This is a genomic window from Candidimonas nitroreducens (assembly GCF_002209565.1).
Lineage (GTDB): Bacteria > Pseudomonadota > Gammaproteobacteria > Burkholderiales > Burkholderiaceae_B > Candidimonas > Candidimonas nitroreducens.
In genome coordinates this window covers 294776-308958 of the sequence record NZ_NJIH01000003.1, presented here as the reverse complement: position 1 = coordinate 308958, position 14183 = coordinate 294776, and the positions used below count along the sequence as shown (strand labels likewise).

Annotated in this window: 12 protein-coding genes; 4 read left to right on the top strand and 8 right to left on the bottom strand. The window is 66.4% G+C overall.

Features of this window, described 5'->3' with window-relative positions; translation table 11 throughout:
- Window positions 1–46: 46 nt before the first annotated feature.
- Window positions 47–847, top strand: coding sequence for a hypothetical protein (locus tag CEY11_RS05130; RefSeq protein ID WP_088602283.1), 801 nt, complete (start codon window positions 47–49; stop codon window positions 845–847).
- Window positions 848–941: 94 nt separating this feature from the next.
- Here CEY11_RS05130 and CEY11_RS05125 read toward each other — a convergent pair whose 3' ends face one another.
- Window positions 942–1724, bottom strand: a complete 783-nt coding sequence (locus tag CEY11_RS05125; RefSeq protein ID WP_143322682.1) for an IclR family transcriptional regulator — start codon at window positions 1722–1724, stop codon at window positions 942–944.
- Window positions 1725–2194: 470 nt separating this feature from the next.
- Here CEY11_RS05125 and CEY11_RS05120 point away from each other — a divergent pair, with 470 nt between their 5' ends.
- Both CEY11_RS05120 and CEY11_RS05115 read left to right on the top strand, forming a co-directional pair.
- Complete coding sequence (locus tag CEY11_RS05120; protein ID WP_088602281.1) at window positions 2195–3910, top strand: FAD-dependent oxidoreductase; 1716 nt, start codon at window positions 2195–2197, stop codon at window positions 3908–3910.
- 84 nt (window positions 3911–3994) lie between these two features.
- Window positions 3995–4186 carry a hypothetical protein gene (locus CEY11_RS05115; RefSeq protein WP_088602280.1) on the top strand — a complete coding sequence of 64 codons (192 nt, stop codon included), beginning with the start codon at window positions 3995–3997 and terminating at the stop codon, window positions 4184–4186.
- Window positions 4187–4281: 95 nt separating this feature from the next.
- On the opposite strand, the gene CEY11_RS05110 is transcribed toward CEY11_RS05115, so the two are convergent.
- Window positions 4282–5472 (bottom strand): acetylornithine transaminase, encoded by a 1191-nt coding sequence (locus CEY11_RS05110; RefSeq protein ID WP_088602279.1) that lies wholly within the window; start codon window positions 5470–5472, stop codon window positions 4282–4284.
- 429 nt (window positions 5473–5901) lie between these two features.
- On the opposite strand from CEY11_RS05110, the gene CEY11_RS05105 reads away from it, so the two are divergent.
- Complete coding sequence (locus CEY11_RS05105) at window positions 5902–6768, top strand: MOSC domain-containing protein (RefSeq protein WP_088602278.1); 867 nt, start codon at window positions 5902–5904, stop codon at window positions 6766–6768.
- A 142-nt stretch (window positions 6769–6910) separates the two neighbouring features.
- Here CEY11_RS05105 and CEY11_RS05100 read toward each other — a convergent pair whose 3' ends face one another.
- The 6 genes from CEY11_RS05100 to tcuB form a co-directional block, all read right to left on the bottom strand.
- Window positions 6911–7570: an amino acid ABC transporter permease gene (locus tag CEY11_RS05100; protein ID WP_088602277.1), complete on the bottom strand. Its 660-nt coding sequence runs from the start codon at window positions 7568–7570 to the stop codon at window positions 6911–6913.
- 19 nt (window positions 7571–7589) lie between these two features.
- A complete protein-coding gene (locus tag CEY11_RS05095; protein WP_088602276.1) occupies window positions 7590–8399 on the bottom strand; it encodes a transporter substrate-binding domain-containing protein in 810 nt (269 codons plus the stop codon).
- 410 nt (window positions 8400–8809) lie between these two features.
- Window positions 8810–10204, bottom strand: coding sequence for a CoA transferase (locus CEY11_RS05090; protein WP_088602275.1), 1395 nt, complete (start codon window positions 10202–10204; stop codon window positions 8810–8812).
- A gap of 183 nt (window positions 10205–10387) precedes the next feature.
- Complete coding sequence (gene dinB / locus CEY11_RS05085) at window positions 10388–11566, bottom strand: DNA polymerase IV (protein WP_088602274.1); 1179 nt, start codon at window positions 11564–11566, stop codon at window positions 10388–10390.
- A 268-nt stretch (window positions 11567–11834) separates the two neighbouring features.
- Window positions 11835–12809 carry a Bug family tripartite tricarboxylate transporter substrate binding protein gene (locus CEY11_RS05080; RefSeq protein WP_088602273.1) on the bottom strand — a complete coding sequence of 325 codons (975 nt, stop codon included), beginning with the start codon at window positions 12807–12809 and terminating at the stop codon, window positions 11835–11837.
- Window positions 12810–13007: 198 nt separating this feature from the next.
- Entirely contained in the window at window positions 13008–14174 is a 1167-nt protein-coding gene (gene tcuB, locus CEY11_RS05075; RefSeq protein WP_088602272.1) for a tricarballylate utilization 4Fe-4S protein TcuB, read from the bottom strand.
- Between the last annotated feature and the right edge of the window lie 9 nt (window positions 14175–14183).

Here is a 14183-nt window from a genome sequence, read left to right as displayed (position 1 = left end):
GGGGCGCCAGGCCAGCCATTCACCTATTGCCATTGCAACGCAAACTATGCAGGACGACCCTCAGCGCTTCGAACATTACGCTCCCGCCATACGGGAACTGGATCTCGGCCGCATCGGCAAGCCCGCCGAGATTCCGCGGCGCTTCGACCTGGGCCGGGACGGCAGGCTCAGCAGCCACTACATCCCCTTCGACCATGTGAACCCCCGCGCCAGACTGGTGCTGGTCGGCATCACGCCCGGCTTTACACAATGGAAGAACGCGATGCGCGAAGCCCAACGCCAATTGGCGGCGGCCGCGCCAGAGCATGTGGATCTTGCGGCAGTCAAGCGCGCCGGCGCGTTCAGCGGTACGCTCAGGCCGAACCTGATCGCCTTGCTCGATCACATAGGACTGCAGCACTGGCTGGGCCTGGCAAGCTGCGCTGCCCTGTTCGGCGCCGCATCGCATCTCGTGCATACCGGATCGATCCTGCACCACCCGGTCTTCATCGACGGCCGCAACTACAACGGCACCCCAAACATGCTGCGTACGCCGTTCCTGCAGCGGCAGATCGAAGCGCATTTCGCCGCCACGGCCCGAGCCCTGGGCCCGGCGGCGGTATTCGTGCCACTGGGCCCGGGGGTCAGCGCCGGCATTCGGTGGCTGGCGCAACAGGGCGTGATCGCGCCGGACAGGGTGCTGCATGGACTGCCGCATCCGTCCGGCGCCAACGTCGAGCGCATCGCCTACTTCCTGGGACGCAAGAACCGCGCTACGCTTTCGGCCAAGACGAATGCGGATAAGCTCGACACGCTGCGGCACGAGCTGCAGGCGCAGGTACGCGGGCTCGACCAGATAATCGATTAAAACTTCACGCTATAAGGGGCGCCGCGCACCGAACAGCACGGCGTACGCCGGCCCTCGGCCCGGCTCGCCCGGCGGCACCGGCCACCGGATACCGTCAGGCATCGGCCAGCTCGCCGATACGTTGCGACAACTGATGCGCGCTCTGCATCACTTGCTCTACCAGGGCGGCCTCGGGCAGCAGCGGCGGCGGCGCGGCGGCGTCGGTGACCAGCACCAGGCTGCCGAGGATTTCCTCTTGCACGCCGAACACCGGCGCGGCGATGCCGGTGATGCCGGCGTCCAGCTCGCCGCGTGAAATGTAATAGCCCTGCTTGCGGATGGCGCGCAGCGCGCGCGTGAAATCGCGCCAGCCGGCGCCCAGGGCGTGGGCATCGGCGGCGGTCTGCGGGTCGTGCTGCGCGGCGTCGTACAGGCGGCGCAGGCGGCGCCGTTCCATATAGGCCAGCACCACGCGCGCCTGCGAGCCGCGGAACAGCGGCATGGGCAGGCCCTTGGTGTAGCGCACGTGCACCGGCCGCTGGCCCGCCGTGACGTGCGCCACGTTCACCAGCGTGCTGTCGTACATATTGCACAAGAGCACATTGGCGCCGCTGGCGCGGGCCAGCGCCTCCATGGGCTGATGGGCCGCCGCGATGATGGGGTCGCAGGTGCTGATCAGGTATTCCAGCTCGATGATCTTGAGCCCGAGCCGATAGCGGCCCGACAGGCGCGACAGCAGGCCGGCCTGCACCAGGTCGGCCGCGTAGCGGTAGGCCGAGGCCGGGCTTATTTCCAGCGCCTGGGCGATTTCTTCGATGCCGATCAGCGGTTTGTGCTCGCCGAACAGGTTCAGTATGGCCGACACGCGGCTGATGACCGAGCGCTCGTTAGCAGCCATGCGCCGGCGGGACAACAAAAGTCACGGAAACAGGAATCACTAGATATGTCCTCCATGGTGCCGATGCAGGCCCAGGCCATTGGCCAGGCCATTGCGCCGCCCGGCGCCCGCCGTACAGCGAAGCGCAGCGCCGCTTGCCGGCATTTGCCGCGCAGGCCCGCCCCGGGGGCCGGATCTGCACCTGATGTGCATTTGCTTGCCTATGCAGCCTTAATGTGAAAGAAGCCTCTTTCATCCTCGGGGGTGGCCGCAACTGCCATCCTCGTTAGGGTGAACGAACAAGCCCTGTAGCAGGGCACGCCCGCGCGGGCCGAGCCCATCAAAACACGACAATTATCTCATTAAAAAATAATATTGACACAATTCTTCTTCAATATTATTCTTCATTCTCATCGAACGAGAATATGGTTTTTAACATCGTTCCGGCAGGCACCCTATCCATACCCATACACGGCCAGCGGAGACAAGCAATGGCGACCGAATTCAAACCCTATCCCTTCGACTTCGTCGAGCGGCAGCCCACGAATCCGGTGCCCCCGGCACAACAGCGGCACCCGGTGGCCATCGTCGGCGGCGGCGTGTGCGGCATCACGGCGGCGCTGGCCCTGGCGCGCCAGGGCGTACCCTCGGTGGTGCTGGAGGCCGACACTAGCGTGTGCTACGGCAGCCGCGCCATCTGCATTTCGCGCCGCAGCCTGGAAATCTTCGAGCGCCTGGGCGCCGAGCAGCCCATGCTGGAAAAAGGGCTGGGCTGGACGGGCGGCCGCTCGTATTACGGCGACACCGAGGTGCTGCACTTCTCGATGCCGCACGACGCCAGCCAGAAGCTGCCGCCCATGATCAACATCCAGCAATACTATCTGGAAGAGTTCCTGGTGCAGGCCGCCGAACGCCACGCCGACCTGATCGACATCCGCTGGGGCGCCAAGGTCACCGGCCTGCGCAACGAAGCCGGCGGCGTGCAGCTGGACGTGGCCGAGCCCGGCCACAGCTATACGCTGCAGGCCGACTGGGCCATTGCCAGCGACGGCGGGCGCAGCTTCATGCGCGAGGCCCTGGGCCTGCAGCTGCAGGGCACAGCCTACGAAGGCCGCTACATCGTGGCCGACATCCTGCTCGACTGCGAACTGCCCACCGAACGCCTGGCGTGGTTCGACCCACCCTCGAATCCCGGCTCCACCATCCTGATGCACAAGCAGCCCGACAATGTCTGGCGCATCGACTACCAGCTGCGCGACGACGAAGACCCCGACGAAGCCGTCAAACCCGAAAACGTGCTGCCGCGGGTACGCGCGCACCTGGAAATGATCGGCCTGAAGGGCTCCTGGGAACCACTCTGGATCACCATCTACAAGGCCAATGCGCTAAGCCTGGAACGCTATCGCCACGGGCGCGTGCTGTTCATGGGCGACGCGGCGCACCTGGTGCCCATCTTCGGCGTGCGCGGCGCCAATTCGGCCATCGACGACGCCGACAACCTCAGCTGGAAACTGGCCTGCGTGGTCAAGGGCCTGGCACGCGACACCCTGCTCGATTCCTACTCCGAAGAACGGGTCTACGCCGCCCACGAGAACCTCGCCAGCGGCATGAAGAGCACTGAATTCATGGCCCCGCCCAGCTTCGCCTTCAAGCTGATGCGCGAGGCGGTGCTGAACCTGGCGCTGGACACTCCGGGCGTGCGCTCGCTGATCAATCCGCGCCAGACCAGCGCCATCGCTTACCGCAAGTCCAGCCTGAACGCCGGCGCCAGCGAAGACTCGGCCTTCATAGGCGGGCCGGCTGCCGGCGTGCCGCTGCCCAATGTGCCGGTATCGCTGGCGGACGCGAGCGGCAGCTACGGCGCCGGCCATCTGCTCGACCTGCTGCGTGCCGGGGAATTCCTGATCCTGCATTTCAGCGCGGGCAGTACGCCGGCCGGCGGCATCGCCACGGCGGCACAAAACCTGCAGCAGCGCGGCATACCGGTACGGCTGGCCAGCGTGGCTCGCGAAGCCGCGCAGCACAGCGGCGCAGAGGCCGCGCCGCAGGCGCTGGACGCGTCCGGCAAGGCCTTCGACCTGTACGACGCCACGCCCGGCACCGTCTATGTCGTGCGGCCCGACGGTCACGTGCTGGGGCGCTGGCGTTCGCCCGCGGCAGCAGTGGTAGAGCAGGCCATAGGCGCCTGCCTGAACGGCACGGCATGAATCGGCAGCGCATGCGCGGCGCGGCGGCGAGCCTTGCCGCTGGCCACGCGCACGGCCTCATATCAGAAAACCAGGAGCACCCTCATGAATGATCTGGATCTGGATCGCGTCTACACCCAGTTGTGCAAGACCCTGAGCGCCGCGGGGCAAGAGCAGGCCATGGATATTCTGGCCCGCTACGCCCTGCTCAGCATGCTGGAAATAGGCGACCCCGAACGCATAAGCGCCCTGATCGAGCGCGCCGCGCTAAACGAAGCCCCCGCCGCCGCGGCCTGACTACGCAGCTGTTCCAGCGGCAGCCCAGGCCCGATGATTTGCCGGCCCAACCCGAAGGCCGGCCGGAGCCGGCCTTCGCCGCAACTAGGGCCTGTTCAGCCGCGCAGCTGCTTGATCACCGCGTCCAGGCGCTGCAGCATCTGCGCCACCTCGTCGGCCGACACGTTCAGCGCCGGCATGAAGCGCAGCAGGTTGGGGCGCGGCGAATTCAGCAGCATGCCTTCCGGCAATGCCTCGCGCGCGGCGTCGACAATGGCGGTGCCGTCGTCGCGATCCATGATCAGGGCGCGCAGCAGGCCCTGGCCGCGCTCGCCCTTCATGCCCCACTTGGCCGACAGCTCGTTCAGGCCGCGCGACAGCTGGTCGGCACGGGCATTGACGGACTCCATGAAGCCCGGTGCCGTCAGTGTGTCGAACACCGCCACGCCCACGGCCGTCATCAGCGGGTTGCCGTTGTAGGTGCCGCCCTGGTCGCCATGCTTGAAGCAGCTGACGGCCTCGCGCGCGCACAGCGCGGCCAGCGGCACGCCCGCGCCGATGCCCTTGCCCAGGGTCATGATGTCGGGCTCGATGCCGGCGTGTTCATAGGCGAACAGCTTGCCGGTACGCCCCATGCCGGTCTGCACCTCGTCGACGATGAGCAGCAGGCCGCGCTCTTGGGTAAGGCGGCGCAGCTCGCGCAGGAACTCGGCGGTGGCGGGGATCACCCCGCCCTCGCCCTGCACGGGCTCGAGCATTACGGCCACGGTCTGGTCATCGATCAGGGCGCGCACTGAATCGAGGTCGTTCAGGTCGGCCTTGGGAAAGCCGTCGACCTGCGGTGCGAAGATCTTGTCCCAGCCCGGCTTGCCGGATGCCGACATGGTAGCCAGCGTGCGGCCATGGAAGCTGTGGTCGAAGGTGATGATCTTGTAGGCACCCTTGCGATTGATCTGGCCCCACTTGCGCGCCAGCTTGATGGCGCCCTCGTTGGCCTCGGCGCCGCTGTTGGCGAAGAAGATGCGGTCGAAGCACGAGGCCCCGGCCAAGCGCGTGGCCAGCTCGATGGACGGCTGGTTGTAGAACGCCGGCGAAGGGTTGATCAGCTTCGCGGCCTGCTCGTTGACGGCCTTGACCACGGGCGCGGGGCAATGGCCCAGGCAGTTCACCGCCCAGCCCTGGATGAAGTCCAGGTATCGCTTGCCGTTGTTGTCTTCCAGCCAAGAGCCGCTGCCGCGGACGAACATGAGCTCCGGACGCGAGGTGATTTCCATGAGCGCGTTTGCGTCCGTCTGGCTGAATTTCATTTTGGCTTCCTTGTACGAAAAGGGGGGGAATGGAATGCCGGGCCGTCCGGGGTGGGAACGTGGCGCCGCAGGGCGGCCGCCGCGCCGGGAAAGGCCGGGAAATAAATTATAAAGAGCAAACCGCCCCCGATCCCGGATTGCGACGGCGTACGGGCCGCAAATGGCCCGTACCGCGGAATCTTGCGGCATTTTCGTCACAGCGCAGATGGCAATGGCGCAGCGGTGCATTTCAGACCGCGGTGCTTGCGCCCGTCGAAGCCGGGCAAGCGCCAAATCGAACGAACGCCATGAAAACTGGCAACCCTTGCGCCCGATCGGTGTCAGCGCCCTGATCCGGCAGCCCTTCCGCCGGGCGCGGCCCGAAGACAGTATGATGCACAAGGCGCGGCGCCGCTCGCCCGCGCCTCACTACCCACACCGCCCAGCACCATGCCCGTCACCGTTCACAGCCTGTACAGCTACCCCGTCAAATCCTGCGCCGGCATCGCGCACACCCAGGCCCTGGTTTCGCCTGCGGGACTGCCCTACGACCGCAACTGGGTAATCGTCGATGCGCGCGGCATCTTCATGACGCAGCGCAGCTGCGCCCCGATGGCGCTGATCCAGCCGGCGCTGGACGAAGAATTCCTGCACTTGTCGGCGCCCGGCCTGCCCGGCATCCGCGTACCGCTGCGGCACGGCGGCGCGGCACGCGAGGCCGTGGCGGTGCGCATCTGGAACTCCGACACGCTGGGCGCCGACGAGGGCGACGCGGTGGCGCAATGGCTCAGCCGCCACCTGGGGCAGGCCTGCCGCCTGCTGCGCGTGCACTCGCAGGCGCGGCGCGCGGCCAACCCGGAATACGTGGGCCCATGGATAGACAAGCACCGCGACTGGGCGCCCGATTTTCCGGCCGAGCACCAGTTCGCCTTCGCCGACGGCTACCCCTTCCTGTTCATCGGCCAGGCCTCGCTGGACGAGCTCAACCGCAGGCTCGCCGAGCGCGGCGTGGCCGCCGTGCCCATGAACCGCTTCCGCCCCAGCATCGTCATCGCGGGGCTGGAGCCCAATGAGGAAGACTATCTGGCCGGGGTCGGCATCGGCGGCCACCACTTTGCCTTCGTCAAGCGCTGCGCGCGCTGCCCCATTCCCAACATCGACCAGAACACGGCCGTGTCGGCCGACGAGCCCGGCCTGACCCTGCTGCGCTACCGCAGCTTCGACGACGGGGTGCTGTTCGGCGTGAACGCGGTCATGGACGGCGCGCCCGCCACGATACGCGTGGACGATGCGGTCGAGCCCGAGTTCGACCTCTGAGCCTGCAGGCGGCTTGCCAACGGGACGGCAAGCCCGCGCTGGAAACCTCGCCCGTAGCGGGGGCTGGCGGAAGCCGTTCGGCAAGGCAGCACCAGGCCTTTGCATAGCGCAAGGCACGGGTCTTTTCGGCGGCAAACCCGTATCAGACGGCCTCGCCGCGCCCGAAATATTTTTCCAGCCGCAGCTGCACGCGCTCCAGGCACAGGCTCAGCACCCAGTAGATGCCGGCGGCCGCCAGGTACAGGGGCAGCGGCCGAAAGGTGGTGGCGATGACGTCCTTGGTGGCCAGCAGCAGCTCGGTCACGGTGATGACCGACACCAGCGAAGTGTCCTTGATCAGGCTGATGAGCGTGTTGCTCATCGAGGGCACCGCCAGGCGCAGCGCCTGCGGCAGCACCACGTAATAGAGGTTCTGTCCATAGGTAAGGCCCAGGCTATAGCCGGCCGACCACTGGCCGCGGCCTATGCCCAGTATGGCCCCGCGCAGGCTCTCGGAAATATAGGCCCCGGCGTTCAGGCTCAGCGCCAGCACGCCCGCGGTCAGCGGGTCGAACGAGATGCCGATGCCGGGCAGGCCGTAGTACACGATGAACACCTGCACCAGCAGCGGCGTGCCGCGCATCATGCTGACGTAGACCGCGGCCGGCCACTGGCTCAGGCGATGGGGCACGATGCGCGCCACGGCCAGGGCGAAGCCCAGCAGCAGCCCGCCGAACATCGCCGAGAACGCGAAGATGAGCGTATAGCCCGTGCCCTTGAGCAATATGGGCGCGGCCAGGCTGAACAGGTCGAGCAAACTCATGGTTCAACCGGCTCCGCGCTCAGTTTGCCTTGCGAACCTTGCTGACATCGATGCCGAACCATTTGTCGGAGATCTTGGCGAACTGGCCGTCCTTGAAGGAATCTTCAAGAATCTTGTTCAGGGCCGCGGCGAATTTCGGGTTGCCCTTCTTGAAGGGAATGCCGTTGAACTTCGGGCCGCCGACGATCGCTCCGCCCTTGATGGGCAGGCTGGAGGTCTTGACCAGGTAGGCCGTCATCAGCTGGTCGTTCAGCGCCGCATCGACGCGCCCGCCCACCAGATCCGCCAGGTATTCGGGCGCGCCCGGATAGCTCTTGACGATTACGCCCTGCTGAGCCTTGGCCAGGGCCTCGTAGTTGCTGCCTTGCGATACGCCCAGCTTCTTGCCCTTGAGGTCGGCAAAGCTCTTGTAGTCGTGGGTGTCGTTCTTGCGCAGGATGAGTTGCGGGCTGGAAGCCACGTAGGGCACCGAGAAGTCGAAAGTCTTCTGGCGTTCGGGAGTGATGCCGACCTGGTTGATGATGACGTCGAACTTGCCAGCCTCCAGGCCGGCCAGAATGCCGCTCCATTCGGTTTTGACGAACTGCACCTTGACGCCGAGCTTGGCGGCGATCAGCTTGGCCACATCGATGTCGAAGCCGTCGAGCTGGCGGGTCTTGGGGTCGACGAAATTAAAGGGCGGATACGTGCCCTCGACACCAACCAGCAGGGTGCCGCGCGCCTTGATATTGCCGAGCAGGCCATCGGCGTGAGCGGAGACGCCGGCCAGGCTGGTGAACGCCAGCGTCGCGGCCGCCAGCGCAGTGCGCAGGAAAGTACTGAATTTCATTGTTTGGCTCTTTTAAAGCGAGAAATGCGACGGAGCCGGCGCGCCCGCGCCGGATATATATCTGTCGCACATATGTTCATGCTAACAACGGCCGGTCGAATTGGTAACGATTTCATTCTTACTTATATATTCTTATTTGATATATAAACAATCACACAAATACCTTGGTGTTATTTTTGGCTTGGCCGCCGGCCCCTGCATCGACCCTTGCATCGACCCTTGCCGGCCCTTGCATCGGCCCTTGCATCGGCCCTTGCATCGGCCCTTGCAGCGGTTCTTGCAGCGGTTCTTGCATCGATCCTTACATCAAGCTCTGCGTCGGCCACCGCGCCCGCCGCCGCGCTTGCAGCCTGGGCGGCCCGCCCCCCGCCACACGGGCTTGCGCTTTATAACTTCATACCTTCGCTGCACTATTTTCCGTCCTGCCACAACGGCGGGGCGCTGCGCAGCGGGCTGGCCGGCAGATCCCAGCGCATGGGCGCACCCTCGACCTCGCAAGGCGGGCGCAAACGCCGGGCCGAGCCCCATTCCGTACGCTCGATCGCGGGGGCAAGGTCGGCGGCGGTCTCGGGCTCGAGGTCTTGTGCCGCGGACGGTGCGGACTGCGAGTTCAGCAACACCGCCGTGCGCGCCAGCGACAAGCGGGTCATGCTGCCGGCACCGTGTTCCAGGCGCCGCGCCAGACCGCGCAAGACCGCCGCCGCCATCAGGTAGCCGGTAGCCTGATCGAGCGCCTGCACCGGCAAGGGCGTGGGCCGCTCGCGCCCGTAGTGCAGCATGCCGGCGTGCGCGAAGCCGTTGCTCATCTGCACCAGGCTGTCGAAGCCGCGCCGCCCGCGCCACGGGCCAGTCCAGCCGTAGGCGTCCAGGCAGACATCCACCAGTCCGGGGCGTATCTGCTGGCGCCGCTCGGCGCCCAGGCCCAGGCGCTCCAGGGCATCGGGGCGCCAGCCGTGCACCAGCACATCGGCCTGCGCCAGCAACGCCGCGAACTGGCGGCGCCCGGCCTCGTCCTTCAGATCCAGCAAGGCGCAGCGCTTGCCCAGCGTGACCTCGGGCACCATGCCCGGCTCGACCCAGAATGACGCATCGAGGCGCAGCACTTGCGCACCATAGCCGGCAAGAAAACGGGTCGAGACCGGGCCGGCCAGCACCCGGGTCAGATCCAGCACCTTCAAGCCCGCCAAAGGCCGATCCGCCGTTGCCTGCGCAGCGGCGGGAGGCTCGCCAGGCGCCTGCCCGGCCCCGGGTATCACTTGGAACAAGGGCTCCGCCGCCACCGCCGCGCCCTGCGGATGTGCGGCCCATGCCTCGCGCGTACGCATCATGGCGGCGCAGCCCCCCGCGGCCACGATCGCGGCCTCCAGTTCCTGGACGTCCCAGCCGGCCACGGCGCGCGCCACCGCGTCGTGTTCGGGCGCGGCGCCCAGCACCGCCAGCTCGGCGGCGCGATGCGGCGGCATATTGGCGTGCAGGCGTATCCAGCCGTCGCGGCAGGCGTAATCGCCCGTGACCGCGTCGCGCGCATCGGGCGGGCTCCAGCCCTGGGGCCGCAGCGACGAGGCGAACCAGAACGAGGCCAGGCGCCGATCCACCCGCACGGCGGGCGGGCGCCCGAACCCGAGCCGCATGTATTGCGCCAGCGCCTGGGCAGCCACGCCCACCGCGGCCGTCGCCAGTTCGGTAACGGCGAAGGCCGAAGGCAGAGAGCCCATGCCGCCTACCTCGAGGTGCGGAGCCTCGGGCCGATCATCCTCGAAAGCACAAGCCGCCAGAAACGCGGCTATCGTCGAAGCACTGTCCATGCTCGGTTCCTTTACCCAATAGCTTTATCCAATAGCTTTATCCAATAGCAACAGGCCGGAGGCCGGCCAAACACCCGCCGGCCGCTTTCGACCGGGCCGCCGGGATCTTGAACGACCGCCAGCGATGCGCGGCGGCCGGAACCGGTTGGGTATGGACGGCCCGCCCCTGCCGCCTGCGCCCATTCAGCACAACTGCAGTTGCACCCCGTGCCCCCGATCCGCCCCCGCATCGGGATCGCGCCGCGCCGCAAGGCTGCCGGCACGCACGCCCAGCAAGCGGATGCGATGATCCAGAACGATGCGCTTCAGGCAGATTCTGGCCGCCACCAGTATGGCGACCCCATCGATCGCGGCGTCGGGCAGCGTGACGTCGCGCGTGACCGTGCGGAAATCTTCGAAACGCAGCTTGATGCCTATGGTACGCGCCTCATAGCCCTTGCGCTGCAGGTCGGCGGCCAGCTGCTCGCACAGGCGCTGCAATATGTCCGACAGCTGCGAGCGGTCGCGCCGCACGTGCAGGTCGCGCTCGAAGGTAGTTTCGCGGCTGATCGACTTGGGCTCGGTATGGGTGCGCACCGGGCGATCGTCGATGCCCTGCGCCACGGCTATCAGCCAGCGCGCGTAGCTCAGGCCGAAATGCTCTTGCAGCAGGTCGGGGGCGGCGCGCGCCAGGTCGCCCACCGTGACGATGCCCAGCGACTCGAGGTGCGCCCCGGCCTTGGGGCCTATGCCATTGACCTTGCGCGCCGGCAGCGGCCAGATGCGCGTGGGCACGTCTTCCATGCCGAGCAGGGTCAGGCCGTCGGGCTTGTCCAGCTCGGAACCGATCTTGGACAGCAGCTTGTTGGGCGAAATGCAGATCGAGCAGCTTAGGCCCGTAGCCTGCCGCACCGCGTCCTTCAGGCGCTGTGCCAGCTCGCGCGAGGGCTCGGCGTGCGCGCTCAGGTCGATGTAGATTTCGTCGATGCCGCGGTCTTCGATAGCCGGCGCGATGGCCGCCACCGCCTGCTTGAAACGGCGCGAATATTCGCGATACACGGGGAAATTGGTCGGCAGCATGATGGCGTCGGGCGCCAGCTGCGCGGCCTTCATCATGCCCATGGCCGAGAACACGCCCAGCGCCCGCGCCTCGTAGGTAGAGGTCGTTACCACGCCGCGCCCGGCGTAATTGCGCAGGCGCGCGAATTCATGCGTGCCATCGGGCCGCTGGCGCGGGCCGGCGCTGCGCGCCGCGCCTATCACCACCGGCAGCCCCTTCAATTCCGGATAGCGCAGCAGCTCCACGGACGCATAGAAGGCATCCATGTCGAGGTGCGCAACGCGGCGGGGGGCTTCCTGCGCGGGAGCCGGATTCGATTCCATGTAACAGCGCTTTCAGTCGAACCACTATCGATCATCAACTGGAAACGAGTGTAATCGACGCGGGGCCTGCCGCGCTGTGATACGTGTGTATGCACTCGCCGCCAGCGCGGCGTTGCTATGCGCGATACGATGTTGCCGGGCCTTGCCGCACTGCTCGCATCCCCTGCGGCTGCGCCCTTGTTTTCTGCTGCAGTTGCCGTTGGCCGGCACTGCCCGGCACGGCGCGCACAAAGGCGGGGAGCCTGCCGCCCGCGCGCGCCGGTGCCGATCAGTTCTTCTGCATGTCCACGGCCTTGGCGATCTCGCCCCACTTCTTGGTTTGATCGGCGATGAAGGTCTTGAACTCGGCCGGCTTCATGCCGCCGGGGTCGGCGCCCAGGGTATCGAAGACCTTGACGAGCTTGGGATCTTTCAGCGCCTTCACAGTCGCCTCGTAGATCTTGTCGCGTACGGCCGTGGGCGTACCGGCGGGCACCAGAATGCCGTACCAGGTCTGGAAGTCGTAGCCCGGCACGCCCGATTCGGCGATAGTCGGCAGATCCGGGAAGAACTTGGAACGCTTCAGGGTGCTGACCGCCAGCGGATGCACGGTGCCGGCCTTGATCTGCGCCGCGGCCGAGCCGCTGGTCTCGATGGCCATCTGGATCTGGCCGGAGATCAGGTCGGTCATCATCGGCGCGCCGCCCTTGTAGGGCACGTGCACCAGATCGGTCTTGGTCATGGACTTGAACATCTCGCCGGCCATGTCCTCGGTGCTGCCTATGCCCGCGGAACCGAAGTTGACCTTGCCCGGATTTTTCTTGGCGTAGTCGATGAGCTGCTGCACGGAATTGACCGGCAGCTTCTTGTTGACCAATAGAATGTTGGGCACCGAGGCCACCACCGTGATGGGCTCGAAGTCTTTTTCGAAATTGTAGGGCAGGTGCTTGTAGATGGCGGGCGCGATGGTATGCGCGATGGTCGACATGAATATGGTGTAGCCATCGGGCTTGGCGCGCGCGGCATAGCCTGCGCCCAGGGTGCCGCCCGCGCCGGCGCGGTTGTCGACGATCACCGACTTGCCGAGTTCGTCGCCCAGCAGCTGCGCCAAGGGGCGCGCCACCATGTCGGTGGTGCCCCCGGGGGTGAAGGGCACCACCATCGTGATGGGCCGTTCGGGCCACGAGGCCGCCGTCGCGCCGGCGCTCAGGGCGCAGGCCGCCAGGGCCACGGCCCCGGTCTTGACTAGGGAAAATTTCTTCATCTTCTTCGCTCCTTTTATATCTCGAAGTTACATAAAACCACCCCGACTGCCATTATGTGGCAGCCGGGGCGTCGACCGCAAACACGCAGCGGGCCGGCCGATCATGCCAGCCCGCCCGCGTGGAGGAAACAACGCGGCGCCGTGGGCCATACAAACCGCAAGACCCACGGCGCCTTCTTATCTGCACCAGGACTCGAATCAATCGGATCCCAAACGCAGCCGGCTGGGCAGCCTTTTCTCGAATGAATTCTTCAGCAGCGCCGCGCAGCGGTACACGCCATGGGCGAACTTGCCGTAGGGCATGGTCAGGAAAAAGGCCATCACCGCCCCCAGGTGCACCGCCAGCAGCACCGCCATGGCGCTGGTATCGCGCAGCGCCAGCAGCAGCAGACCGGTCAGGCTGACCACGAACAGCAGCACGATGAAGCCGCGGTCCATGGGCTTTTGCGCCGCATCGCCCTGCAGCGGGTGGCGACGCAGGTTCAGGTACAGCAGGCCGGCGGGGCCCGCCAGCAGCCCCAGGCCGCCCACGGTGCCCAGCAGCACCGGCAGGCTGAAAAAGGGATAAGGCGCGGGCCAATCCAGCAGGAAGTGATAAAGTGTGGCCACACAGGTAGCGGCAAAGCACAGCATGAAGCCGTAGAACGTCAGGTGATGAAAGCGGCGCCGCGCCAGCGTGTAGCGGTCGTCCGACTCGTTGCAGCCGTGGCCGTGCCCGCCGTCCAGGTACTTCAGGCTGAGGGCCTGGCCCGAGGCCTCGGCCAGGGCCGCGCCCTTGCCTTGCTGCAGGTCGCGGCCGTCCGACACATCGCGCCAGAAGCGCCGCACCCCCACGCCCAGCGCCAAGATCATGAACAGGAACACAATGCCGAACATCACGGCCAGCAGATTGTGTGGGAAGATCGCATAGAAATTGCCCGCCAGCGGCGCATGCCACAGCGAGCCGCTAAGCGCCACCGCCAGCACCAGGAACAGGGCCAGGCCCACGAACAGGGCCAGCGCCAGCGTGGCGCCGGCGCGCCGGTACAGCGCCCCCAGCGGCCGCGGCCAGGCGTATTCGACATAAGTGTCGAGCCGCACCTTGGCCATGGCCTGCGGCACGTTGACCATGAATTCGTGCGGCGGCGCATACTGGCAGGCATGCAGACAGGCGCCGCAGTTGTGGCACAGATTGGCCAGGTAATTGACGTCGGCCTTGGCGAATTCCAGGCGCCGCGTCATGGCGGGGAAAACCGCACAGAAGCCCTCGCAGTAGCGACAGGCATTGCAGATCTGCATGACGCGCGCGACCTCGGCCTCGTCGGCCGTAAGCGGCAAGGGCTGCCAGTTTGCAGCTTCGCCGCTGAGTGTGTCCAGTGTTTGCATGAATGTATT

Excerpts from the sequence above, each read along its gene's own strand:
- CEY11_RS05095 (WP_088602276.1), bottom strand. The coding sequence starts at position 8,399 with ATGAAATTCAGTACTTTCCTGCGCACTGCGCTGGCGGCCGCGACGCTG.
- tcuB (WP_088602272.1), bottom strand. The coding sequence starts at position 14,174 with ATGCAAACACTGGACACACTCAGCGGCGAAGCTGCAAACTGGCAGCCC.
- CEY11_RS05105 (WP_088602278.1), top strand. The coding sequence starts at position 5,902 with ATGCCCGTCACCGTTCACAGCCTGTACAGCTACCCCGTCAAATCCTGC.
- CEY11_RS05115 (WP_088602280.1), top strand. The coding sequence starts at position 3,995 with ATGAATGATCTGGATCTGGATCGCGTCTACACCCAGTTGTGCAAGACC.
- CEY11_RS05100 (WP_088602277.1), bottom strand. The coding sequence starts at position 7,570 with ATGAGTTTGCTCGACCTGTTCAGCCTGGCCGCGCCCATATTGCTCAAG.
- CEY11_RS05090 (WP_088602275.1), bottom strand. The coding sequence starts at position 10,204 with ATGGACAGTGCTTCGACGATAGCCGCGTTTCTGGCGGCTTGTGCTTTC.
- dinB (WP_088602274.1), bottom strand. The coding sequence starts at position 11,566 with ATGGAATCGAATCCGGCTCCCGCGCAGGAAGCCCCCCGCCGCGTTGCG.
- CEY11_RS05110 (WP_088602279.1), bottom strand. The coding sequence starts at position 5,472 with ATGAAATTCAGCCAGACGGACGCAAACGCGCTCATGGAAATCACCTCG.
- CEY11_RS05080 (WP_088602273.1), bottom strand. The coding sequence starts at position 12,809 with ATGAAGAAATTTTCCCTAGTCAAGACCGGGGCCGTGGCCCTGGCGGCC.
- CEY11_RS05130 (WP_088602283.1), top strand. The coding sequence starts at position 47 with ATGCAGGACGACCCTCAGCGCTTCGAACATTACGCTCCCGCCATACGG.
- CEY11_RS05125 (WP_143322682.1), bottom strand. The coding sequence starts at position 1,724 with ATGGCTGCTAACGAGCGCTCGGTCATCAGCCGCGTGTCGGCCATACTG.
- CEY11_RS05120 (WP_088602281.1), top strand. The coding sequence starts at position 2,195 with ATGGCGACCGAATTCAAACCCTATCCCTTCGACTTCGTCGAGCGGCAG.